We start from the raw sequence: 23,106 nt of genomic DNA on the forward strand, positions 1-23,106 counted from the left end.
CCGAGAGCAGCCGTAAGCAGCAAAAAGGCCCGCACCGGACCGGGCGGGCCAAGGGGTGCGGAACCGGCTCTAGGGCCAGGAGCTGTCCTGGTCGGGGTCGCCGCCGGCGGACAGCAGGCGCAGGTCGCTCTCGACCATCATCGCGACCAGCTCGTCGAACGACACCCGCGGCTCCCACCCCAGCTGCGCCCGCGCCTTCTTCGGGTCGGCGCACAGCAGGTCCACCTCCGCCGGGCGGTGCAGCGCCTGGTCGACCACCACGTGCCGCTCCCAGTCCAGCCCGGCGGCCGTGAAGGCGGCCTCCACCAGCTCCCGCACCGACTTCATCCGCCCGGTGCCGATCACGTAGTCCTCGGGGTTGGCGGCCTGGAGCATCAGGTGCATCGCCTTGACGTAGTCGCCCGCGTAGCCCCAGTCGCGGCGCGCCTCCAGGTTGCCCAGCCGCAGCTCCGTGGCCAGGCCGAGCTTGATCCGGGCCACCCCGAGGGTGACCTTCCTGGTCACGAACTCCGCGCCGCGCCGCGGCGACTCGTGGTTGAACAGGATGCCCGACACCGCGAACATCCCGTACGACTCGCGGTAGTTCTGCGTGAGGAAGTGCCCGTACGCCTTGGCCACCCCGTACGGCGAGCGCGGGTGGAAGGCGGTGCGCTCGTTCTGCGGGGTCTCGGTGACCTGCCCGAACATCTCCGAGGACGAGGCCTGGTAGAAGCGGATCTGCCCCGGGGACGACGATCCCCCGCCCCGCGACACGCCCGAACACACCCGAATGGCCTCAAGCATCCGCAGGACGCCCATACCGGTCACCTCGGCGGTCAGCTCGGCCTGCTCCCACGACATGGGCACGAACGAGATCGCCCCCAGGTTGTACACCTCGTCGGGCTGAACGCGTTCCACCGCGGAGATCAGCGACCCCTGGTCCAGCAGGTCGCCCCGCACCACCTGGACGTCGGCCAGCAGCTTGCGCATGCGCGAGACGCGCGGGTTCGCCTGCCCGCGGGCCAGCCCCCACACCTCGTAACCCTGGTCGAGCAGGTGCTCGGCCAAGTAGGAACCGTCCTGGCCGGTGATGCCGGTGATCAGAGCGCGCCTGGCCAAGGGGTCCTCCAACTATCACGTAGGTACGGTGGCCCGCACCGCGTCCCTTTGGGACGGGAATGTACAGCTAAGCGCCTGGACGCAGCACCAAAGCCCACTAGAACCTGTTCCACCGAACCACGCTCGGTTACCTTAATGTCGCAGTTCGCACGGCCTGTGGAGACTGTTGTGAACAATTCCAGGTGACCTACCGAATGGTAGCCTTCTCGGACTAAGGTCATCTTTCACGGTACACGCCCGCCTCTTGGGGCCTTACCGCAGAAAACATGGGCCTACCGGCGGAGAAAGGGGTGTCCGTGAGCGAGGCGCTGCGGATCGCGCTGCTGTCCTATCGCAGCAAGCCCACCTGCGGCGGGCAGGGCGTCTACCTCCGGCACCTGAGCCGTGAGCTGGTCGCGCTCGGCCACCACGTCGAGGTGTTCTCCGGACCGCCCTACCCCGAGCTGGACGAGGGCGTCGTCCTGCGCGAGGTGCCCAGCCTCGACCTCTACCGGGACGAGGACCCGTTCAGGACCCCGAAGCTGGCCGAGTACCGCGACTGGATCGACCTCCTGGAGGTCGGCACCATGTGGACGGCCGGCTTCCCCGAGCCGCTCACCTTCACCCTGCGCGCCTACCGCGAGCTGAAGAAGCGCGTCGGCGACTTCGACGTCGTCCAGGACAACCAGACCCTCGGCTACGGCCTGCTCGGCATCCAGAAGCTGTTCCCCGTGGTCGGGACGATCCACCACCCGATCAGCGTCGACCGGCGGATCGAGCTGGAGGCCGCCACGGGCTACAAGAAGCTCACCATGCGCCGCTGGTACGGGTTCGTGAAGATGCAGTCGCGCGTCGCCCCCAGGCTCAGCCCGATCCTCACCGTCAGCGAGTCGTCGCTGGCCGACATCCACCGGGACTTCAACGTCCCGCAGGCCAACATGCGGCTGATCCCGCTCGGCGTGGACACCCGCTACTTCCACCCGCGCCCGGACAAGCCCCGCCGCAAGGGCTCGATCGTCGCGGTGGCCAGCGCGGACTCGCCGATGAAGGGCGTGGCCACGCTGCTGCGCGCGGTCGCCAAGCTCGCCACCGAACGCGACGTGAACCTGACCGTGGTCAGCAAGCCGACCCCGGGCGGCCCGACCGAGCGGCTGGTCCAGGAGCTGTCGCTGCAGGACCGGGTGCGCTTCGTGCACGGCATCTCCGACGACGAGCTGGGCGAGCTGATCGCCACCTCGGAGATCTCCGTGGTCCCTTCGCTGTACGAGGGCTTCTCGCTGCCCGCCGTCGAGCACATGGCCTGCGGCACGCCCCTGGTGGCCAGCCGTACGGGCGCGCTGCCCGAGGTCGTGGGCGATGCCGCCGTCCAGGTCCCGCCGGGCGACGCCGAGGAGCTGGCGGCCGTGCTGCGCCGCCTGCACGACTCCCCCGAGGAGCGCGAGCGGGTGGGCAGGGCCGGCTACGACCGGGTCATGGAGCGCTACACCTGGCACGTCGTCGCCAAGCGGACGGTCGAGGCGTACCGCGAGGCGATGGCGGCGCACAAGAGCCGCCGCTGACCCCCCGAACGCAAAGCCCCAAGAGCTGATCAAGGAGAAGCGACAAAGTGCTGACCGTGGACTTCGACCGGCTCCCCGTGGGCCCCGGCGTGCGCGTGCTCGACCTGGGCTGCGGCGGCGGCAGGCACGCCTTCGAGGTGCTGCGCCAGGGCGCCGACGTCGTCGCCTTCGACATGGACCAGGCCGAACTGGACAACGTGGCGGCCATGTTCGTGGCGATGGACAAGGCGGGCGAGGTGCCGCTGGGCGCGACCGGCGAGACCGTCCAGGGCACGGCGCTGGACATGCCGTTCGAGGACGGCGGCTTCGACCGGGTCATCGCGGCCGAGGTGCTGGAGCACATCCCCGACGACATGAGCGCGATGCGGGAGATCTTCCGCGTGCTCAAGCCGGGCGGCACCGCGGCGATCACCGTGCCGAGCTTCCTGCCCGAGCGCATCTGCTGGGCCCTGGACGAGGACTACCACACCGCCCCCGGCGGCCACGTGCGGATCTACACGCTGGCCGAGCTGTCGGCCAAGCTCAAGTCCGTCGGCTTCGAGATCGGCCCGCACCACCACGCCCACGGTCTGCACGCGCCGTACTGGTGGATCAAGTGCGCGGTGGGCGTCAACAACGACGACCACCCGGTCGCCAAGGCGTACCACGAGCTGCTGGTGTGGGACATCATGAAGCGCCCGGCCGCCACCAGGATCGCCGAGGCGCTGCTCAACCCGCTCATCGGCAAGAGCGTGGTCCTCTACGTCAAGAAGCCATGATCTCCCGCGAGGAGGTCGTCCGCACGGCCCTCAGCATCGCGGCCATCCAGCAGGACGACGGCGGCGTGCCCTGGCCCGAGGGGCACGTGGACGCGTGGAACCACGTCGAGTGCCTGATGGGCATGGCCGTGGCCGGGCTGACCGAGCCGGTGCGGCGCGGCTGGGAGTGGCTGGGCCGCCACCAGCGCCCCGACGGTTCCTGGCCGATGAAGCTGCTGGACGGCGTGGCCACCGAGGCGGGCGGCGAGTCCAACCACGCCGCCTACGTCGCCGCCGGCGTCTGGCACCACCTTCTCGTCACCGGCGACCGCGGGCACGCCGAGCGCCACTGGCCCATGGTCAAGGCCGCGCTCGACTACGTGGTGGGCCTGCAGACCGAGCGGGGCGAGATCGTCTGGGAGCGGGACGCCCACGGCCGGGCGGCGGCGTACGCGCTGCTGACCGGGTGCTCCTCGATCCACCAGGGCCTGCGCTGCGGCGTGCTGCTCGCCGACCACCTGGGCGACCCGCAGCCGCACTGGGAGCTGGCCGCCGACCGGCTGGCCCACGTGTTGTCGGCGCACCCGGAGGCGTTCGCCGACAAGAGCCGGTTCTCGATGGACTGGTACTACCCGGTGCTGGGCGGCGCGGTGCGCGGGCGGCAGGCGTTCGAGCTGCTGGAGCGCGAGTGGTCCACGTTCGTGGTGCCGGGGCTCGGCATCCGGTGCGTGTCCGACCAGCCGTGGGTGACCGGGGCCGAGACGTGCGAGCTGGTGCTGGCCCTGGACGCCATGGGCGACCGTACGCGGGCCGCCGCCCTCTTCGCCGACGTCCAGCACCTGCGCCACGAGGACGGCTCGTACTGGACCGGCTGGCAGTTCGTCAACCGCAAGCACTTCCCGCACGAGCGCTCCGGCTACACCGCGGCCGCGGCCATCCTCGCCGCGGACGCGTTGCAGCGCCTGTCCCCCGGTTCCGGGCTGTTCCGCGACATCGCGGGCACGTCGGTGTCGGATCCGGAGGCGTGCGGGTGCGTGGAGCGTCAGTCGTTCAGGTCGGCGCCTCCCGGCTGATCCCGCACGGCGTCGGCGCAAGGGCTTTTGCGGGTTCTTTGCCGGGGACATCCGGTGCGCCGCCGGTGAACGGCGCAATGGGGTTACTAGCTTCGTGTCTGGCCGTAGGAGGCGTCTTCGGGGGAAGCGTGGGCGACACGGGCACAACAGCGTTCTTGGACCAGGTCAGGATCGAGCCGACACTGTCCCCGGCGAGGGGGCTGCGGAGGTTTCTGGCCAAGGATCCTTCGGAGTCCGATCTGGGCCGGCGCAGGTTCCGGCTGCGCCCCGGCGCTCCCCGGACGGTCTTCACGGATTCCGAGCAGTCGTACGTGTTCGGCTTCAACGCGGTCATGTCGCGGGAAGTCGAGAAGATCGAAGACCTCTCACCCGAGCAGCGGCCGTTCGGCCACGAGGGCGCGGCGGCCGCCTGCACCGTGCTCGACCTGCTCACCTTGACCCGGGGCCGGCGCCTTCACGAGCTACTGGCCGGCCCCGCCCAGCATCACCGCCACGCCGCGTACGTCGGCGCCGGACGCGGCTACGCGCTGCTGCGGCTGCGTCCGGTCTGGGGTGCGCGGCGGGCGCACCCGCTGATGCGCTGGCTGGCCGTGGACGGGTTCGGCTTCCAGTGGAGCCTGTCGCGCGCGGACCGCATGGTGGGCCGCAGGAGCATGCCGGACCTGCTCACCCGCGCCCACTGCGCGGTCTTCGACCAGGGCCTCGGCCGGCTGCTGTGGTACCACGACTGCGCCTCGCCGGACGACGTCGGCGCGCGCATCGCGGGCTTCCCGGCGAGCCGGCGGGCCGACCTGTGGAGCGGCGTGGGGTTCGCGGCCACGTACACCGGCGGCGCCGACAGCGACGAGCTGTGGTGGCTGACCGAGCACGCCGGAGCCGACGGCTTCCGCGCCCACCTGGCCCAGGGCTGCGCCTTCGCGGTCACGGCGCGGCTGCGGTCGGGGGCGCTGCCGGACCACGCGAGGCTGGCCGTGCCGATCCTGGCCGACGCCGCCCCCGACGAGGCGGCCGCCTGGACCGACCAGGCGCTGCTGGCCCTCGGCCACGACGCCCACACCCACGAGGACTTCCAGCGCTGGCAGGCCCACACCCGCCGGTCGTGGAACCGCCGCCACCGGCGCTAGACGCCCCGGCCGACGCGTTCGAGCACGCGCAGCGAGCCCTCGGCCGACACCTCGCGGAAGGCACCCGACTCAAGGGCGCGCAGGTAGACCCGGTAGGGGGCCTGCCCGCCGTCGGCCGGGTCGGGATAGATGTCGTGGAAGACCAGCGCGCCGCCCTCCATGACGTGCGGCGCCCAGCCCTCGTAGTCGCGGGTCACCGGCTCCTCGGAGTGGCCGCCGTCGATGAAGAGCAGGCCGAGCGGCGTGTTCCACAACGCGGCCACCCGGTCGGACCGCCCGACGACGGCGATCACCTCCTCCTCCAGCCCGGCGGCGGCGATGGCGGCGCGGAAGAAGGGCAGGGAGTCCATCCGCCCGAAGCGCGGGTCCATCAGGGCCGGGTCGTGGTGGGCCCAGCCGGGCTGGATCTCCTCCGAGCCCCGGTGGTGGTCGACGGTGACGACCACCGAGCCGGTGTGCCGGGCCGCCGCGCCGAGGTAGATCGCCGACTTGCCGCAGTAGGTGCCGATCTCGCAGAGCGGCCCCAGGCCGCCGTACCGGCAGGCCGCCTCGAACAGGGCCAGGCCCTCCTTCGGCGGCATGAATCCCTTGGCGTGCTCCGCTGCCTGCAGCAGCTCCGGCGGCATCGTCATAGGCATGCACCCTAGCCGAACCGAACAACATTCCAGGGACCTCTTGCCGTGCTTCTTTGCAACCTGTTCTACTTGGCACGTGAATCAGCGCGCTCGCATCGCGATGTCCGACGACGAGGTCACGGCGTTCCTGGAGGGTTCGCGCAAGGTCCAGCTCGCGACCATCAATCCCGACGGGACACCGCACCTGGTGACCATGTTCTACGGGCTGGACGAGGGCCGCATCGCCTTCTGGACGTACGGCAAGGCGCAGAAGGCCCGCAACCTGGCCCGCGACCCGCGGGTGAGCTGCCTGGTCGAGGCGGGCGACGACTACGACCAGCTCCGCGGCGTCCTGGTGTACGGCGTGGCCGAGCAGGTGGACGACCGGGACCGGGTGCTCGGCATCGGCATGATGATCGCGCGCAGGATGACGCCGGGCGTGCCGGACGACCTGCTCACCCCCTACGTCGAGCAGACCGGCAGAAAACGCATCGCCTACGTCGTCGAGCGCACCAAAGTGGTCTCATGGGATCACAGGAGGCTCACATGAAGGTCAAGGTCGACGAACTGGTCTGCGAGGCCAACGCCGTGTGCATGGGGCTCGCCCCCGAGGTCTTCGAGGTGGACGACGACGACCAGCTGCACATCCTGCTCCCCGAACCACCCCCCGAGATGCAGGACCGCGTCCGCAGCGCGGTCAGGTCCTGCCCGAAAGCCGCCCTGTCGCTAGAGGACTAGCCGTAGCCGGAGGAGGAACCCCATGCGCGCCGCGATCCTGCACGCCGTAGGCAACGACAAGCTGGACATCCGCGACGACATCACCCTGGCCCCCGTCGGGCCGACCGATGTCCGCGTACGGATCAGAGCCACGGGCGTGTGCCACTCGGACCTGTCGGCCATGTCCGGCGTGCTTCCGCAGCCGGTGCCGCTGATCCCGGGCCACGAGGGCGCGGGCGAGGTGGTCGAGGTGGGCGAGCACGTCACGTCGGTCGCGCCGGGCGACCACGTCGTGATCAGCTGGCGCCCGGCCTGCCAGTCCTGCGACCTGTGCGTGGGCGGGCAGCCGTACATGTGCATGAAGTACGTCATCGAGTCCTTCAGCAAGGGCAACTTCCGCTTCGGCGGCGACAACGCGACGGCGTTCGGCATGGCGGGCTGCGGCACCTGGGCCGAGGAGGTCATCGTGCCCTGGCAGGGCGCGATCAAGATCGATGACGACGTGTCGTGGGAGGCGGCGGCGCTGATCGGCTGCGGCATCACGACCGGCGTGGGCGCCGCGATCAACACCGCCAAGGTGCGTCCCGGCTCCACGGTCGTGGTGATCGGCTGCGGCGGCGTCGGCCTGTCGGTCATCCAGGGCGCCCGCGTCTCCGGCGCCAGGACGATCCTCGCCGTCGACCCGCTGGAGTCCAAGCACGCCCTGGCCAAGAAGGTCGGCGCGACGCACGCGATCACGCCCGAGCAGGTCCCCGAGGCCCTGAACGAGCTGACCGGCGGCAGCGGCTTCGACTACGGCTTCGAGGTCGTCGGCAAGTCGGCGACCATCCAGAGCGCCTGGCAGCTCACCCGGGCGGGCGGCGACGTCATCGTGGTGGGCGCCGGCGCGGTGGACGACATGGTCTCCATCTCCGCCTTCAGCCTGCTGTTCGAGGGCAAGAGACTGCTGTCCAGCCTGTACGGCGAGGCCGACGTGCGGCACGACTTCCCCTACTTCGCCAAGCTCCACAAGGCGGGACAGCTCGACCTGGAATCGCTGATCAGCGCCCGCATCCGGCTCGGCGACCTGAACGACGCCGTCGCGGCCCTGCGCGGCGGCGAGGTGCTCCGCCAGATCGTCATCATGGACTGACCCCGGCCCGGGGCCGGAGAACGGGCTTCCGGCTCCTCGGCCCCGGGCAGGTCAGGCAGCGATCGGCCGAACCGGTCACAACCCATTGCTAAGGAAAGTTTCCTAACGGATACTCCGGGTTGAGTGCCCACCACCCCCCAAGGAGTATCCATGCTTCGTCGCGGCCTCGCCCTGCTCTCCCTCGCCGCCGCCGGCCTGCTCGCTCTCGCCGCGCCCGCCCAGGCGGCCGTCGTGGACGTGACCTTCGGGCCGCTCTCGATCGGCGACTACTGTCACGCCAAGGTCAGCTCGTCCTCGTGGATCGGCTTCTACGAGTCCGGCGGCCTGCGCTGCTACACCGGCGGCCCCGGCCCGATGACGTACGCGGGCTCGGGTGACCCGTACCTGGCCTGCAAGTTCCTCACCACGGACGTGGTGATGTCCGCGCTGCGGGCACCTCCGACGCCCTGGTCTGCCGCGTCGTGCGCTGACCCTCCTCCGGTGCGGCACGGGACCGACCGTCCCGTGCCGCGTCCGGGGTCAGGAGGGCAGGAGCTGGTCGAGAGGGGTGCCGGGGTCGGCGAGCGCGGTCCGGTCCACGGGCTTGCGGGACCGGATGAGTGCCTGGGTGTGGTCGGTGACGTCCCAGATGTTGACGTTCATCGCGGCCAGCACCCTGTCCTGCTCGTCCAGCCAGAAGGCGATGAACTCGCGGGCCTCCAGGTCGCCGCGGACCACGACGTCGGGCGTGCGGCCGGGCGGGACGTGGCCGACGTACTCCATGCCCAGGTCGTACTGGTCGGTAAAGAAATAGGGCAGGTTGTCGTAGTCGCCGGCCCGGCCGAGCATCGCGCGGGCGGCGGTGGCGGGCTGGTTGAGCGCGTTCGCCCAGTGCTCGACCCGGACGTGGTGGCCCAGCAGCGGGTGGTAGGCGTTGGCGACGTCGCCGGCCGCGAAGATGTCGGGGTCGGAGGTGCGCAGGTCGGCCCCCACCTTGACGCCGTCCTCGACGGTCAGCCCGGCGGCCCGCGCGAGGTCGGTGTCCGGTTCGGCGCCGACGCCGGCCACGACGACGTCCGCCTCGACGTGGGCGCCGTCGGCGAGCAGGACCCCGGAGCCGGTGATCTCGGCGGGGCGGGCGTCGAAGAGGAAGTTCACGCCGTGCTCGCGGTGCAGCGCGGTGAACACCTGGGCGACGTGCGGCCCCAGCACGCGCAGCAGCGGCGCGGACGCCGTCTCGATCACGGTGACCTCGGCCCCCGCGGCGCGGGCGGCGGCGGCCACCTCCAGGCCGATCCAGCCGGCCCCGAGGATCGCGACGCGGCCGGCGCCGGCCAGGGTGGCGCGCAGGCGTTCGCTGTCGTCGACGGTACGCAGGTACAGCACGTCGGGCCGGTCGGCCCCGGGGAGGTCCGGGCGGCGCGGACGGGAGCCGGTGGCCAGCAGCAGCCGGTCGTAGCCGAGCTGCTCGCCGTCGCTCAGGGTGACCCGGTGGCCGGCCGGGTCGATGCCGGTGACCTCGACGCCCAGCCGCAGCTCGACATCGTGCTCGTCGTACCAGGAACGGTCGTGGACGAAGATCTTGTCGCGTTCGCCGGCGCCCTGGAGGTAGTCCTTGGACAGCGGCGGCCGCTCGTACGGCAGGTGTGTCTCCCTGCCGACCAGCACGAGCCGGCCGTCGAAGCCCTCGCCGCGCAGGGCCTCTGCGGCCTTGGCGGCGGCGAGGCCGCCGCCGGCGATCACGATGGTCGCGGGTGCAGGCATGGTCGGATCTCCTCTTTCTGTCCTGTTCCTGGGCGAAGGGCGTGGTGATCGCGGCGCACGTCAGCTCCCGCCCACGCCGAGCGCGGTGAGCAGCACCAGGACGACGGTCACGACCGCGAACAGCCCATGACCCGCCACGACCGCGACGGGGAAGTGCCGTTCGGCCGGAACCGGCGAGCCGGCCGCCGCCGGACCGGAGCCGAGCCGGGTGCCGCGATCTCCACGAGCTTCCTTCTTTCCAGGATGAGCCGTTCGTATGTCAGAAGGCGGGTGTCCGAAGGCGGCGCCTCACCGTGGCGGGGTGGTGGTGAACCCCTCGGCCTGGGTGTCCTCGCCGGCGACCCGGACGCCGTAGCGGAAGGCGAGCTTGCCGCCCAGGTAGCCCGGGCGGGCCGTCACCCGCGACGAGGCGGCCCAGAGCGTCGGGATCTCCCGCAAGCTCGCCGCCTTCCACCTGGACAAACTGGTGGACGCCAGGCTGCTCGCCACCCGCTACGAACAGCCGGGCGGGCTGCGCGGTGCCCGGCTCGGCCCCGAGCGCGCGCTGACCTGCGCCCAGCAGGTCCTGGAACGCCACGGTTCCGAGCCCAGCCGCGACACCCCGACCCTGGTCCGGCTGCGCAACTGCCCCTTCCATCCCCTGGCCGCCAAGGCCCCGAGCTGGTCTGCGGCATCAACCACGCGTTCCTGGCCGGGTTCCTCGACGGCCTCGACGCCCCGGCCGTCCAGGCCCCCCTGATCCCGCGGCCGGGCCACTGCTGCGTCGAGCTGGGCGTCCCGCAGGGCCCCGGCGGCGCGGAGGCGGACGCGCCGGCGTGCGCCAAGGACGGGGACGGCCCGCCACCCGCGCCGCCAGGGTCCTGACCGGTTCCGGCAAGGGTTTCCCATGCGCCCGGCCACGGCCCGCCGGGCGCTCTACCGTGGGACCGCCGGAGCGGTGACGTGGCAGGGGAAGGCGTCCGATGATCGCAGCCATCGCCAGGGTCCAGAAACTGTCGGCGGCATTCGCGTACGCCGCCGCGGTGCTCACGCTGACCTGGCTGACCCAGGACGGCAGCCTGGGCGACGGCCTGTACGGCGACCTGGCCATGGCCGTCATGGCCTTCCCGCTCTACCTCGCCGCCGGCCCGCTGAACGGCGCGCTCCGCGCCCACGCGCCGGGGCCCGCCCACGTCTGGGACTTCGTCCTCATGGCGTGGCCGGGGATCGTCCTGGCGATCCTGCTGGCGTCGCTGCGCGGCCGCGCGGCCGGGCGGGCACTCGGGTGGCTCGCGGCGGCGGCCGTCACGCTGGTGGGGGTGGCGACCACCTTCGACGGCTGGGCGCCACGACGGCCCTACGGCTGGCCGTTCCTCGTCTGCGGGCTGATCATGATCGTCGGGCTGATGACCGCGCGCCGGACCGCCCCGGACGTCCGGCACGGGCCGGACGCGCGGTCGCCCGGCCCGTGACCAGCACGCTCTACGTGGTGGAGAAGGCCGCGTCGAAGGCCGTGGCGGGCGGCGTGATGGAGTTCAGCCGCCGGATGTACCCCAGCGCCTCCCGGGCGCCGTCCAGCCGGTCCATCCCCGCGTCCTCCCACTCGATCGAGATCGGCCCGTCGTACCCGATCGAGTTGAGCGCCCGGAAGCAGTCCTCCCAGGGCACGTCACCGCGCCCGGTGGAGACGAAGTCCCATCCCCGCCGCATGTCCGCCCAGGGCAGGTGCGACGACAGCCGCCCCTTGCGCCCGTCGCCGATCCGGACCCGGGTGTCCTTGCAGTCGACGTGGTAGATCCGGTCCTTGAAGTCGAGGATGAACGCCACCGGGTCGAGGTCCTGCCACACCATGTGCGACGGGTCCCAGTTCAGCCCGAACGCCGGACGATGCCCGATCGCCTCCAGCGTCCGCTGCGTCGTGTAGTAGTCGTAGGCGATCTCGCTCGGGTGGATCTCGTGCGCGAAGCGCACCCCTACCTCGTCGAACACGTCGAGGATCGGGTTCCAGCGGTCGGCGAAGTCCTGATAGCCGGCCTCCACCATCGACGCCGGCACCGGCGGGAACATGGCCACGGTGTGCCAGATCGACGACCCGGTGAACCCCACCACCGTGTCCACGCCGAGCGCCGCCGCCGCCCGCGCGGTGTCCTTCATGTCCTCGGCCGCGGCCCGCCGCACCGACTCCGGGTCGCCCGAGCCCCAGATGCGCGCCGGCAGGATCGCCTTGTGCCGCTCGTCGATCGGATGGTCGCAGACGGCCTGGCCGACGAGGTGGTTGGAGATCGTCCACACCTTCAGGCCGTGCTTGTCGAGCTGGGCGCGCTTCTGCTCCACGTACGACGGGTCCGCCACCGCCTGCGCCACGTCGAAGTGGTCGCCCGAGCAGGCGATCTCCAGGCCGTCGTAGCCCCATTCGGCCGCCAGCCTGCACACCTCCTCGAACGGCAGGTCCGCCCACTGCCCGGTGAACAGCGTTACTGGTCTCATCAGTCCTCCACAGGGGTGTACCGGCCGCCGTCGGCCGCGCTCGCCTCCACCGCCGCCAGCACACGCTGCACCCGCAGCCCGTCGGCGAACGACGGCGAAGGGTCGGTGCCGGTCGCGACGGCCTCCAGGAAGTCCTTGATCTCGTGGGTGAAGGTGTGCTCGTAGCCGAGCCCGTGCCCCGGCGGCCACCACGCCCCCACGTAGGGATGGTCGGGCTCGGTCACCAGGATCCGCTCGAACCCGCCCCCGCCCTCGCTGAACCACAGCTCGTTCATGGACTCGAAGTCGAACGCCAGGCTGCCGAGCTGCCCGTTGACCTCGATGCGCATCGCGTTCTTGCGCCCGGTCGCGAACCTGGTGGCCTCGAAGGAGGCCAGCGCGCCGCCCGACATCCGGCCGATGAACAGCGCGGCGTCGTCGACGGTGACCGTCCCCCTCTCCTCCGTACGGGACCCGCCCAGCCCCGCCGACTCCCCCGCCAGCGGACGCTCCTTGACGAACGTCTCCGTCAGCCCCGACACGCCCGCCACGCGCTGGCCGGTGACGAACTCGGCGGCGTCCACGATGTGCGAGCCGATGTCGCCGAGCGCCCCCGCGCCCGCCTTGTCCTTCTGCAACCGCCACACCAGCGGGAACTCCGGGTCCACGATCCAGTCCTGGAGGTACTGGGCGCGTACGTGCCGGATCTCGCCCAGCCTGCCCTCCTCGACGTACCGGCGGGCCAGGGCGACCGCCGGGACCCGCCGGTAGTTGAAGGCCACCATGCTCCTGCCCGGCGCCGCGGCCGCCGCCGCGACCATGGCCTCGGCCTCGGCGACGGTGTTGGCCAGCGGTTTCTCACAGATCACGTGCTTGCCGGCGCGCAACGCGGCGATCGCGATCTCGGCATGCGAGTCGCCCGGCGTGCAGATGTCGACGATCTGCACGTCGTCCCGCCGGACCAGCTCCCGCCAGTCCGTCTCGACGTCGGCCCAGCCGAGCCGGGCCGCCGCGGCGGCGGTCTGCTCCTTCGACCGGCCCGCCAGCACCGCCATGCGCGGCGCGAGCGGCAGGTCGAAGAACGCGCCGACGCTCCGCCAGGCCTGGGAGTGGACGCGGCCCATGAACGCGTAGCCGATCATGCCCACGCCGATGGTGGTCTTGTCTGACATGCAACCCCCGATCAGGATTCGAATCCGAGCGCCAGATACTTGTCGACGTTCTCCTTGGTGATCGTCTCCGACGCGAGGGTGATCGACTGGGGAACCTGATTCTCCACGAGGTCACTCATGCCCTTGCCCTGCGCGATCAACCTGGCGAGCCGGATGGCCGAGGAGGCCATCGTCGGGCTGTAGGTGACGGTGGCCTTGAGCACCGACGTGCCGGCCTGAATCTCCTTCATGGCGTTCAGCGAGCCGGCGCCGCCCACCATGACGAACTCGTCGCGGTTGGCCTCCTTGATGGCGGCCAGCACGCCGACGCCCTGGTCGTCGTCGTGGTTCCACAGGGCGTCGATCTTCTTGTGCGCCTGCAGCAGCGAGGTCGCCACCTGGTTGCCGGTCTCGACGGTGAACTTGGCGTCCTGCTTGGCCGTGACGCTGAACCCGTACGTCTTCAGCGCGTCGGCGAAGCCCTTGCTGCGGTCCTGGGTCAGCGGCAGCGTGGCGATGCCCTGGATCTCGACGATCACCGGGTTCGCGACGCCCTTGTCCTTGAGCTGCTTGCCGATGTAGTGCCCGGCCGCGACGCCCATGCCGTAGTTGTCGCCGCCGATCCACGTCCGGTAGGCCAGCTTGTCGGGGAACACCCGGTCGAGGTTGATGACCGGGATGCCCGCCTGCGTCGCCTGCAGCGCGACCTGGTTCAGCTGCTGGCCGTCGTTCGGCAGGATGACCAGGGCGTTCACCTTGGCCGCGATCAGCGACTCGACGGCGGAGATCTGCTGGTTGATGTCGTTGGTCGGCTCGACGGCCTTGAAGTCGACGTCGCCGTACTGCTTGGCCGCGCTCTCGGCGTTCTTGGCGATGGCCGCGATCCAGCCGTGGTCGGCGGCCGGCGCGGAGAAGCCGATCGTCACCTTCTGGCCGGGTTCGTCGTTGCCGCTCGCGGCGGGGGCGGGCGCGGGCGCCGCCGACGAGGGAGCGGCCGCCGGCTCGTTGCTGGTGCAACCCGCCGCTAACAGCACAGCCCCGCCGACGAGGAATCCCCTGCGCGCGACGTTCTCACTCATGTTGCTCTCGCTTTCAGGTTCCGCCGCTGGAGAAGGACGGCGACGACGATGATCAGGCCCTTGGCGATCAGCTGGTCGCTGGTGTTGAGCCCGTTGAGGATGAACAGGTTCGTGATGAGGGTGAAGATCAGCAGGCCCAGGATCGAGCCGATGATCGTGCCCCGGCCTCCGGTGAGCAGGGTGCCGCCGATGATGACGGCGGCGATGGCGTCGAGCTCGTACAGGTCGCCGTGGGTGGACGAGCCTGTCGTCGTACGGGCCATGATGAGGATCGCGGCGACGCCGCAGCAGAAGCCGGACAGCGCGTACAGGAGCATCGTGTGCCTGCGTACGTCGATGCCGGCCAGCCTGGCCGCCTCGGGGTTGCCCCCGACCGCGTACGTGCGGCGGCCGAACGTGGTGCGGTTCAGGACGATCCACCCCAGCACCACGACCAGGGCGAACACGTAGACCAGCAGCGGGATGCCGAGCAGCCGCGTGGTGGACAGCTGCACGATGCTCTCGACGTGGATGAGCTGCGTCTTCCTGTCGGACATGCGCTGGGCCAGGCCGCGGGCGGCCACCAGCATGGCCAGGGTGGCGATGAACGGGACCATCCGCCCGTAGGCGATCAGCAGCCCGTTGACCAGCCCGGCCCCGGTGCCGACGAGGATCGCGCAGACGGCCATCACCACCGGCCCGTACGACTGGGTGGCCAGCGTGGTCGCCCAGACCGAGGCGAGGGCCATGACGGCGCCGACGGACAGGTCGATGCCGCCGCCGATGATCACGAAGGTGGCCCCGACGGTGATCACGCCGATCGTGGCGGCCAGGGCCAGGATGCTGACCAGGTTGGAGGTGGTGGCGAAGTTGTCGAACCGGGTGACCAGGCCGACGACCACGAGCAGGGCCAGCGCGCCCAGCAGGCCGAGGTGGCGGATCTCGGCGACCCCGTTCAGCAGGGACGGTCTCGGCCGGGCGACCCCGGCGGCGGGTCGTTCGGGCGCCTCTATGGGCTCGCTCATCACGCGGCCCTCCCATCCATGATCATGTCCAGTACGCGGTGCTCGTCCAGGCCGGCCGCCTCGCCCTCGTGGATGACGGCGCCCTCGCGCAGCACGAGCACCCGGTCGGCGAGCCCCAGCACCTCGGGGACCTCGCTGGAGACCAGCAGCACGCCGATGCCCTGGTCGGCCAGGTCGCGGATGACGGCGTACAGCTCGGCGCGGGCGCCGACGTCGACGCCGCGGGTGGGCTCGTCGAGCAGCAGCAGTCTGCGTCCGCCGAGCAGCCAGCGGGCGAGCACGGCCTTCTGCTGGTTGCCGCCCGACAGGGTCCTGATCGGGCGGTCGGGGTCGGGCGGGCGGATGTCGAGGAGCTGGGCCAGGCGGGCGGCCTCGGCCCGCTCGCGGCCGCGGTCGATCCATCCGAACCTGGCGAACTGCGGCAGGGTGCCGAGCGTGATGTTGGCGGTGACGCTCTGGTCGAGCAGCAGGGCCTGGGCCTTGCGTTCCTCGGGGGCCAGGCCCATGCCCTGCCGGACGGCGCCGGTCACGCGGCGGCGGGCCGGGCGGCCGGCGAGCGTGACGCGGCCGGCGGCGGGCCGGGCTCCGTAGACGGCCTCCAGGATCTCGGAGCGTCCGCTGCCGACGAGCCCGGCCAGCCCGACGATCTCCCCGGCGCGCACGGAGAAGGAGACGTCGGCGAAGACGCCGGGCGCGGTCAGGTTCTCCACGCGCAGCACCTCCTCGCCGGGCGGCCGGGTGGGGCGGGGCGGGAAGACGTACTCGACGTTGCGGCCGGTCATGAGGGAGACGATGCGGGCGGTGGGCGTGTCGCGGGCGGGCAGGCCGACGGCGACGGTGCGCCCGTCCTTGAGCACGGTGACGCGGTCGCCGATCTCGCGGATCTCCTCCAGCCGGTGGGAGATGTAGACGACGGCCACGCCCTGGGCGGTGAGCTCGCGGATGATGCGGAACAGGTTGGCGACCTCGTCGTGGGCCAGGGCGGCCGACGGCTCGTCCATGATGATCAGTCGGGCGTCGTGGGAGAGGGCGCGGGCCATCGAGACGACCTGCTTGGCGGCCGGTGAGAGCCGTCCGACCTCGGTGGAGGGGCGGATCTCGCCGTGGCCGAGGCGTTCCAGCACCTCGCGGGCGGCCCGGCGGCCGGCCTGGCGGTTGACGAACCCGAAGCGGGCGTGCTCGTGGCCGAGGAAGATGTTCTCGGCGACGCTGAGGCCGTCGACCAGGTCGAGTTCCTGGTAGATGGTGGCGAAGCCGAGCCGGATGGCGTCGTTGGGGCTGGTGGGCCGGACGGGCGCGTCGTTGAAGACGATCGTGCCCTCGTCGGGCTGGTGGACGCCGGCCAGCACCTTGATCAGGGTGGATTTGCCCGCGCCGTTCTGGCCGAGCAGGCAGTGGACCTCGCCCGCCCGTACGTCGAGGTCGACCCCGTCGAGCGCGCGCACGCCGGGGAACTGCTTGACGATGCCCTTCATGACCAGCATCGGGGGTCCCCTTCAGGCGTTGACGATGCGGTTGATGTTGTCCGGTGACAGATAGTGCTCGATGGCGAGCAGGCCCGCGCCGAGAGCGGCGGCGTTGATCCCGGTGCGGCTCGGGGTGATGGACAGGTGGTGGGTGGCCAGCGGCAGCGACCGGCGGTAGATGGTCTCCCTGACGCCGGCCAGGAGGTGCTCGTGGACGCGGGACAGCGCGCCGCCGATGACGATGACCTCGGGGTTGAAGAAGTTGACCAGGCCGGCCAGCACCTCGCCGATGAGCCGGCCGGCCTCCCTGACCAGCCGCAGCGCCTGGGTGTTGCCCGCCTGGACGAGCGCGACGACGTCGGCGCCGGTCTCGGCGGCCAGCCCGAGCTCGGCGAGCCGGCGGGCGATGGCGGCGCCGCCGGCCACGGCCTCCAGGCAGGCGCTGTTGCCGCAGCGGCAGCCGGCGTCGTCGTGGCCGCTGACGCGGATGTGCCCGATGTCGCCGGCCGAGCCCTGGGCTCCTCTGTGGAGTTTGCCGTCGGCCACGATGCCGCAGCCGATGCCGGTGCCGACCTTGACGAACAGCAGGTGGCTGGTGCCGGCGAAGGCGTTGCGGTGCTCGCCGAGCGCCATGACGTTGACGTCGTTGTCGACCAGCACCTGGATGCCGTCGAAGTATTCGGGGACGGGGTAGTCGTTCCAGCCCGGCATGATCGGCGGGTTGTTGGGGCGGCCGGTGGCGAACTCCACCGGGCCGGGCACGCCGATGCCCATGGCGCGCAGCGCGGCGCGGGGCCGTCCTGCCTCGCCGAGCAGCCGGTCGAGCCGCTGGTCGACGTGGGCGAGCACTTTGTCGGGGCCCTCGCCGATCTCCAGCGGGTCTTCGCACTCGGCCAGCAGGCCGCCGGTCAGGTCCATGAGCGCGACCCGGCAGTGGGTGGCGCCGAGGTCGACGCCGGCGAAGGCGTGCTCCTCGGTGTGCAGGCGGAGCTGACGCGGGGGACGGCCGCCAGTGGACTCGCCGCTCTCGGTCTCCTCGACGAGGCCGCGCTCGATCAGCGCGTCGACCCGCTGGGAGATCGTGGATCTGGCCAGTCCGGTGAGGCGCGCGAGATCGGAACGGGTGGTCGCCGATCCGGCGCTGATGAGCGTCAGGACGTCGGCAGCCGAGCCCGGCTGGGGGGTCATGCGGGAACAATAAGATCACTCATGCGGCAAATCAAGAGTCTGATTCGACCGAACCTCGCGGACTTATGCCGAAGATCGAACAAAGCCTGGCATGAGACGTTCGCCGCAACCCTCCCGAACGCGCGGAAGCCGGCCACCGCCCCGGCGGGCGATGACCGGCTTCCGGCAGGCTCCGGCGCTAGAGCATGGCCTTCATCGAGTCGCCGGCCGTCAGCACGTACGGCTGCTCGGCCATCACCGAGCCCCAGTTGTCGGCGATCGCCTCGGGGGTGAGGTCGTCGGCCTTCCAGCCGGGCCCCTCGGCCACGAACACGCGGGCCACCCGCCCGCCGCCGACGGTGAACACCTCCCCGCTCGACTCGCACGAGTCGTGCACGAGGTAGGCGACCAGCGCGCTCACCCGCTCGGGCGTGAACTTGGCCTCGAACTCGGCCGGCAGCAGCGCCTCGGTCATCCTGGTCCAGGCGATGGGGGCGATGGCGTTGGCCTTGATGCCGTTGCGCGCGCCCTCGATGGCCAGCGTCTTGGTCAGCCCGACCAGGCCCATCTTGGCCGTGGAGTAGTTGGCCTGGCCGAAGTTGCCGAACAGGCCGGCCGGGCTGGAGGTGTTGACGATGCGCCCGTACCCGGCCTCCTTCATCAGCGGGTAGGCGGCCTGGCTGACCAGGTACGACCCGCGCACGTGCACGGCCAGCACGCCGTCGAAGTCCTCGACGGTCATCTTCCCGAACGACTTGTCCCGCAGGATGCCCGCGTTGTTGACGACGATGTCGATCCGGCCGAACGCGTCGACGGCCGTCTGCACGAGCGCCCTGGCGCCCTCGGGGGTGGCGACGTTGTCGGCGTTGGCGACGGCCTGGCCGCCGTTCTTGGTGATGAGCTCGACCACCTCGGCGGCGGGGCCGGTGGAGGCGCCGGTGCCGTCGAGCGCGCCGCCGAGGTCGTTGACCACGACCTTGGCGCCCCGCTCGGCGAGCAGGAGCGCGTGCGCCCTGCCGAGGCCGTGCCCGGCGCCCGTGATGATCGCGACCCTGTCATCGAACCGAAGCATCGAACCTCCAGAGCAAGAGAACAACATTCTGGTAGGAGTACGATAACCGACCGGCTCAGGCGCGTCTCCAGAGCTCGGGCTCGCCCTCCTCCCGGCGTACCCTGCCCCGTCCGGCCAGCCATACCAGGTGGGCCAGCGTCTCGTTGTTGGCCGCCCGGCGCATGAACGGCGGGATCGTCTCCCAGGGGCGCGACCAGCTCAGCCGGGTGGCGACGTCCCAGCAGGTCACGCCGTCGTCCTCGCCGACGACCCGTTCGATCTCGGCCAGCCGCTCGTCGTGGTGCGCCAGCACGTGGTCGACGCGTCCGGCCAGCTCCAGGAACCGGTACTCGTGGCCGGGCAGGACCTCGTCCACCTCCAGCTCGCGCACGGCGGCCAGCGAGCCGAGGTAGTCGGCCAGCGGGTCGGGGCCCGACTGGGGGTGCACGGCCACGATCGGCGTGATCTTCGCCAGCACGTGGTCGCCGGAGAGCAGCAGCCTGCGCTCAGGCGAGACGAAGCACAGGTGGCCGGGCGTGTGGCCAGGGGTCCAGAGGGCCCGCAGGTCCCAGCCGGGCAGGCCGAGGTCCTCGCCGTCCTCGATCAGCCGGTCGGGACGGGCCATCGTGACCATGTGCCTGATCATCATGGAGGCCCCGGCCAGCTCGTCCAGGCTCAGGTCGGGCACGCCGGAGCGCCGGAGCAGGGCCCGCTCCCGCTGGACGAGCGAGTCGATGGCGTCGTCGTCGTACCGCTCGCGCACGAGGTTCGCGTCGGCCGGGTGCAGCCCGATCCAGGCGCCCGACGCCTCGCGGACGCGTCCGGCCAGGCCGTAATGGTCGGGGTGCAGGTGGGTGACCAGGACGGCCCTGACGTCGGCGATCCCGTAGCCGGCCACGGCCAGCCCGGCGGCGAGGGCGTCGTAGGCCTCGTCGGTGTTCCATCCGGCGTCCACGATGGCCACGCCGTCGGGCAGTTCGAGGGCGTAGACCAGCACGTACCGCAGAGGGTTGACCGGGATGGGCACCGGGATCGACCACAGCCCCGGCCGGACCCGCTCGACCTCGGGAACCGCCCCGCTCATCCACGCCTCACGCTGGGCCACGCTGGAAGGAGTCACCACGAACTTAGCCATGGCCCCGAATATAGTTCTGGTCCCGAATCATGTTCTACTAGGGGTCATGAAGCTGAGCCGCGAGATCTCAGACGATGGCCGCTTCGTCCGGCAGCCGAACCGCTTCACCGAACGGCTCGGGCCGCCCGAGCCCGGCCGCTACCGGCTCTACGCCTCCTACGCCTGCCCGTGGGCACAGCGCGTGCTGATCGTCCGCGCCCTGCTCCGCCTGGAGGACCTGCTGGACGTCACGATCGTCGACCCCATCCGCGACGAGAAGGGCTGGCGGATCCCCGACGGCGACCCGCCGTACCTGTCGGAGCTCTACCACGCGACCGAACCGGGCTACACGGGCCGCTACACCGTGCCGTGCATCTGGGACAGCCGGGAAGAACGCCTGGTCACCAACGACTTCCCGCAGATCACCCTCGATCTGGAGACGTCGTGGGGCAGCGCGCCCGACCTGTACCCCGAACGCCTGCGCCCGGACATCGACATCATGAACGACCGCCTCTACCACGGCCTCAACAACGCGGTCTACGAGGCCGGCTTCGCCCGCGGGCAGCAGGCGTACGAGGAGGCGGTCGCCCGCGTGTTCACCACGCTCGACCTGCTGGAGGTGCGCCTGGCCGAGTCGGAGTTCCTCTTCGGCACGCTCACCGACAGCGACGTGCGGCTGTTCACCACGTTGGTCAGGTTCGACACGGTCTACCACGGCCACTTCAAGTGCTCGATCAGGCGGCTGACCGACTATCCGGCGTTGTGGGCGTACACCCGCAGGCTCTACGCGATCCCCGCATTCCGCGACACCACGGACTTCGACCACATCAGACGCCACTACTACATGACCCAGACGAACATCAACCCGAGCAGGATCGTTCCGGTAGGACCGGAACTCGACTGGAGCCTGTGATCCCCGGCCTCGGCATCGCGACGAACAGCAGCGCCGAGGCCAGCACCACCCCCGAGGCCACCCACCAGGCGGCCGACGCGCCCGCCTGCCCGGCCAGGACGCCGAGCGTGGAGTTGGCCAGCACCCCGCCCGCCTGCAACGAGAGCGAGGACGTCGAGGTGACCGTGGTGCGCTCGGCGGCGGAGACCGCGTTGTGCTGCATCTCCAGGCAGAGCAGCCCGGTCACCGACAGCCCGGCGAACATGACCAGGTAAGCCAGCCCGGCCGTCACCAGGCCGGGCACGCCGTCCAGCCCGGCGGTGGCGGCCAGCGAGCCGACCGACAGCGCGCAGAGCACCGCGCCCATGGCCGCGCCGCGGGCCGAGCCGCCCGCCAGGCGCGCCACGCGGGGCGCGATCGCGCTGCCCGTGGCGCTGGCGGCGTATCCCAGGGCCGCCACGACGGCGTAGGCCAGGCTGCCGCGCTCGGACGTGCCGGCCAGCTCGGCCAGACGGCCGGGGGTCAGCAGCTCGATCGTCATCAGCAGCACGCCGGACGCGGCGGCGGCGAGCATCAGGCGGCGCAGCACCGCTCCCCCGGCGGCCAGCCGGATCCCGCCGACCACCGTCGAGGGCACCTCGCGCAGCACGCTCCCCAGCGACCGCCGCGCGTGGGCCGGCTCGGGCAGCGCGAACACCACCACGACCAGCAGGACGACGGCCGCGACGGCCCCCAGCAGCGGCGGCACGGCCAGCGGCGTGATCGTCCCAGGCGGCACCAGCAGCGGCACGGCGCCGCCGACCAGCACCCCGGCGCACATGGCCACCGACTCCAGCGCGCCGCCGCGCGCCAGGCCCGGCTTGAGGTCGGCGTCCTCGCCTTCGAGCTCGTGCAGGGTGTCGACGTACCAGGAGGTGGCCGGGCCGCTGGACAACGCCCTGGCCACGCCCTTGATCACGCAGGTGGCGAGGAACATCCCGAACGTCGTCGAGACGCTCATCAGCGCGAGCGCCGCCGCGGTGAACACCGCCGAGGCGGCCAGCACCATCCGCCGTCCGATGACGTCGGCCAGGCCGCCCGTGGGCAGCTCCAGGCTGACGGTGACGACCGAGAACACGGTCACCGCCAGGCCGATCTGGGTCAGGCTGAGCCCTCTGTCGGTCATCAGCAGCACCATGACGGCGGCCATCAGGCCCAGCGGCAGCCAGGTCAGGAAGCTGACGAGCATGTAGCGCCGTAACGCGGAACGAGCGGTCATCGGTCCTGCTCCTTGTCGCTGGGAAAACCGTCGGTGGGGGAACCGTCGGTGGAGGAACCGCCGCGGGGAGAACCGTCGCGGGGGGAACCGTCGCGGGGGGAACCGTCGCGGGGGAAACCGCCCATCCAGATGTTGACCTGGCGGGCGTCGGGGTCGCCTGAGTAGCGGGCGGCGAGGTCGCGCAGCAGCTCCATGGCCCGGTCGTTGAACTCCCTCAGCCCGGCCGCGGGCAGCTCGACGATGTGGTCGCTCAGCCCGGCCGCGCGGGCCCACTCGGGGGACCAGTCGTGCTCCTCGTGCTCCTGCGCGACCCGGCCGAGGACCTCGACCTGGCGCATCCGCATGATCCGGACCGCCTCGCGGCCCTCCTCGGTGCCGGACAGCTGGCCGCTGTCCCAGGAGGTGTAGCGGTGGCGGGCCCGCCAGCGGCGCTCGCGGCCGTCGCGCCGGTCGGCGTCCTCCTCGATGAATCCGTACTTGAACAGCTCGCGCAGGTGGTAGCTGGTCGAGCCGGAGCTCTCGCCGACCTTGCGGCCCAGCTCGCTGGCGGTGGCCGGGCCGTCGCTGCGCAGCAGCCCGAGCAGCCGCACCCGCAAGGGATGGGCGACCACTTTGAGCACCTGCGGGTCACTGATCCTGTACTGCTCCTCCATGAGCACGACCCTAGACCGCAAAAGCTTTTTTGCAAAGTGATTTTTGCGAA

General features: G+C 71.4%; 24 protein-coding genes. 10 read left to right on the forward strand and 14 right to left on the reverse strand.

Features of this window, described 5'->3' with window-relative positions; genetic code table 11:
* Positions 1–69: 69 nt before the first annotated feature.
* Positions 70–1,098: a GDP-mannose 4,6-dehydratase gene (locus AB0J46_RS13775; protein ID WP_357973477.1), complete on the reverse strand. Its 1,029-nt coding sequence runs from the start codon at positions 1,096–1,098 to the stop codon at positions 70–72.
* Between the two features lie 266 nt (positions 1,099–1,364).
* On the opposite strand from AB0J46_RS13775, the gene AB0J46_RS13780 reads away from it, so the two are divergent.
* The 4 genes from AB0J46_RS13780 to AB0J46_RS13795 all read left to right on the forward strand — a co-directional run bounded on the left by AB0J46_RS13780 (position 1,365) and on the right by AB0J46_RS13795 (position 5,570).
* A complete protein-coding gene (locus AB0J46_RS13780) occupies positions 1,365–2,636 on the forward strand; it encodes a glycosyltransferase family 4 protein (RefSeq protein ID WP_364330736.1) in 1,272 nt (423 codons plus the stop codon).
* Positions 2,637–2,683: 47 nt separating this feature from the next.
* Positions 2,684–3,394, forward strand: a complete 711-nt coding sequence (locus AB0J46_RS13785; protein WP_364330739.1) for a methyltransferase domain-containing protein — start codon at positions 2,684–2,686, stop codon at positions 3,392–3,394.
* The gene (locus AB0J46_RS13790) at positions 3,391–4,446 is read left to right on the forward strand and encodes a prenyltransferase (protein ID WP_364330742.1); all 1,056 of its coding nucleotides are present in this window, start codon (positions 3,391–3,393) and stop codon (positions 4,444–4,446) included. Before AB0J46_RS13785 ends, AB0J46_RS13790 begins: the two co-directional genes overlap by 4 nt.
* Positions 4,447–4,601: 155 nt before the next feature.
* Positions 4,602–5,570: a DUF1702 family protein gene (locus AB0J46_RS13795; protein ID WP_364330745.1), complete on the forward strand. Its 969-nt coding sequence runs from the start codon at positions 4,602–4,604 to the stop codon at positions 5,568–5,570.
* Here the strand turns inward: AB0J46_RS13795 and AB0J46_RS13800 are convergent.
* Positions 5,567–6,196, reverse strand: a complete 630-nt coding sequence (locus tag AB0J46_RS13800; RefSeq protein ID WP_364330959.1) for a class I SAM-dependent methyltransferase — start codon at positions 6,194–6,196, stop codon at positions 5,567–5,569. The two genes, AB0J46_RS13795 and AB0J46_RS13800, sit on opposite strands and share 4 nt — an antisense overlap.
* A gap of 85 nt (positions 6,197–6,281) precedes the next feature.
* Here AB0J46_RS13800 and AB0J46_RS13805 point away from each other — a divergent pair, with 85 nt between their 5' ends.
* Genes AB0J46_RS13805 through AB0J46_RS13815 form a run of 3 tightly spaced genes read left to right on the forward strand, consistent with a single transcriptional unit; the run spans position 6,282 to position 8,033 of the window.
* Positions 6,282–6,734 carry a pyridoxamine 5'-phosphate oxidase family protein gene (locus AB0J46_RS13805; protein WP_364330748.1) on the forward strand — a complete coding sequence of 151 codons (453 nt, stop codon included), beginning with the start codon at positions 6,282–6,284 and terminating at the stop codon, positions 6,732–6,734.
* Positions 6,731–6,922 carry a ferredoxin gene (locus tag AB0J46_RS13810; protein ID WP_352324009.1) on the forward strand — a complete coding sequence of 64 codons (192 nt, stop codon included), beginning with the start codon at positions 6,731–6,733 and terminating at the stop codon, positions 6,920–6,922. Before AB0J46_RS13805 ends, AB0J46_RS13810 begins: the two co-directional genes overlap by 4 nt.
* A 22-nt stretch (positions 6,923–6,944) precedes the next feature.
* The gene (locus AB0J46_RS13815) at positions 6,945–8,033 is read left to right on the forward strand and encodes a Zn-dependent alcohol dehydrogenase (protein WP_358288864.1); all 1,089 of its coding nucleotides are present in this window, start codon (positions 6,945–6,947) and stop codon (positions 8,031–8,033) included.
* A gap of 519 nt (positions 8,034–8,552) precedes the next feature.
* Here AB0J46_RS13815 and AB0J46_RS13820 read toward each other — a convergent pair.
* On the reverse strand, positions 8,553–9,776 hold the full coding sequence (locus tag AB0J46_RS13820) for an FAD-dependent oxidoreductase (protein ID WP_364330753.1): 1,224 nt from the start codon (positions 9,774–9,776) through the stop codon (positions 8,553–8,555).
* Between the two features lie 288 nt (positions 9,777–10,064).
* A complete protein-coding gene (locus tag AB0J46_RS13825) occupies positions 10,065–10,214 on the reverse strand; it encodes a hypothetical protein (RefSeq protein WP_364330756.1) in 150 nt (49 codons plus the stop codon).
* A gap of 28 nt (positions 10,215–10,242) precedes the next feature.
* Between AB0J46_RS13825 and AB0J46_RS13830 the strand changes: the two genes are divergently transcribed.
* Both AB0J46_RS13830 and AB0J46_RS13835 read left to right on the forward strand, forming a co-directional pair.
* On the forward strand, positions 10,243–10,515 hold the full coding sequence (locus tag AB0J46_RS13830) for a hypothetical protein (protein WP_364330759.1): 273 nt from the start codon (positions 10,243–10,245) through the stop codon (positions 10,513–10,515).
* 223 nt (positions 10,516–10,738) lie between these two features.
* Positions 10,739–11,227: a hypothetical protein gene (locus AB0J46_RS13835; RefSeq protein WP_364330762.1), complete on the forward strand. Its 489-nt coding sequence runs from the start codon at positions 10,739–10,741 to the stop codon at positions 11,225–11,227.
* A gap of 10 nt (positions 11,228–11,237) precedes the next feature.
* Here the strand turns inward: AB0J46_RS13835 and AB0J46_RS13840 are convergent, their stop codons facing one another.
* The 8 genes from AB0J46_RS13840 to AB0J46_RS13875 form a co-directional block, all read right to left on the reverse strand.
* A complete protein-coding gene (locus AB0J46_RS13840; RefSeq protein ID WP_352323548.1) occupies positions 11,238–12,245 on the reverse strand; it encodes a sugar phosphate isomerase/epimerase family protein in 1,008 nt (335 codons plus the stop codon).
* Positions 12,242–13,393: a Gfo/Idh/MocA family oxidoreductase gene (locus AB0J46_RS13845; RefSeq protein WP_364330765.1), complete on the reverse strand. Its 1,152-nt coding sequence runs from the start codon at positions 13,391–13,393 to the stop codon at positions 12,242–12,244. Before AB0J46_RS13845 ends, AB0J46_RS13840 begins: the two co-directional genes overlap by 4 nt.
* Positions 13,394–13,404: 11 nt before the next feature.
* Positions 13,405–14,451 (reverse strand): ABC transporter substrate-binding protein, encoded by a 1,047-nt coding sequence (locus AB0J46_RS13850; RefSeq protein WP_357984925.1) that lies wholly within the window; start codon positions 14,449–14,451, stop codon positions 13,405–13,407.
* A complete protein-coding gene (locus AB0J46_RS13855) occupies positions 14,448–15,455 on the reverse strand; it encodes an ABC transporter permease (RefSeq protein WP_364330769.1) in 1,008 nt (335 codons plus the stop codon). The genes AB0J46_RS13850 and AB0J46_RS13855 overlap by 4 nt, the downstream gene beginning before the upstream one ends.
* Entirely contained in the window at positions 15,455–16,939 is a 1,485-nt protein-coding gene (locus AB0J46_RS13860) for a sugar ABC transporter ATP-binding protein (protein ID WP_364330772.1), read from the reverse strand. The genes AB0J46_RS13855 and AB0J46_RS13860 overlap by 1 nt, the downstream gene beginning before the upstream one ends.
* 12 nt (positions 16,940–16,951) lie before the next feature.
* Positions 16,952–18,109: an ROK family transcriptional regulator gene (locus tag AB0J46_RS13865; protein ID WP_358288897.1), complete on the reverse strand. Its 1,158-nt coding sequence runs from the start codon at positions 18,107–18,109 to the stop codon at positions 16,952–16,954.
* Positions 18,110–18,287: 178 nt separating this feature from the next.
* Positions 18,288–19,160 (reverse strand): SDR family oxidoreductase, encoded by an 873-nt coding sequence (locus tag AB0J46_RS13870; RefSeq protein WP_364330775.1) that lies wholly within the window; start codon positions 19,158–19,160, stop codon positions 18,288–18,290.
* Positions 19,161–19,215: 55 nt separating this feature from the next.
* Positions 19,216–20,274, reverse strand: coding sequence for an MBL fold metallo-hydrolase (locus AB0J46_RS13875; protein WP_364330778.1), 1,059 nt, complete (start codon positions 20,272–20,274; stop codon positions 19,216–19,218).
* A 46-nt stretch (positions 20,275–20,320) separates the two neighbouring features.
* On the opposite strand from AB0J46_RS13875, the gene AB0J46_RS13880 reads away from it, so the two are divergent.
* Positions 20,321–21,166, forward strand: a complete 846-nt coding sequence (locus AB0J46_RS13880) for a glutathione S-transferase C-terminal domain-containing protein (protein WP_358288903.1) — start codon at positions 20,321–20,323, stop codon at positions 21,164–21,166.
* Here AB0J46_RS13880 and AB0J46_RS13885 read toward each other — a convergent pair.
* Both AB0J46_RS13885 and AB0J46_RS13890 read right to left on the reverse strand, forming a co-directional pair.
* Positions 21,114–22,403, reverse strand: a complete 1,290-nt coding sequence (locus tag AB0J46_RS13885; protein ID WP_364330781.1) for an MFS transporter — start codon at positions 22,401–22,403, stop codon at positions 21,114–21,116. The genes AB0J46_RS13880 and AB0J46_RS13885 overlap by 53 nt on opposite strands.
* Positions 22,400–23,056: a winged helix-turn-helix domain-containing protein gene (locus AB0J46_RS13890; protein ID WP_364330784.1), complete on the reverse strand. Its 657-nt coding sequence runs from the start codon at positions 23,054–23,056 to the stop codon at positions 22,400–22,402. Before AB0J46_RS13890 ends, AB0J46_RS13885 begins: the two co-directional genes overlap by 4 nt.
* Between the last annotated feature and the right edge of the window lie 50 nt (positions 23,057–23,106).

The organism is Nonomuraea sp. NPDC049758 (genome assembly GCF_040674635.1).
Taxonomy (GTDB): Bacteria; Actinomycetota; Actinomycetes; order Streptosporangiales; family Streptosporangiaceae; genus Nonomuraea.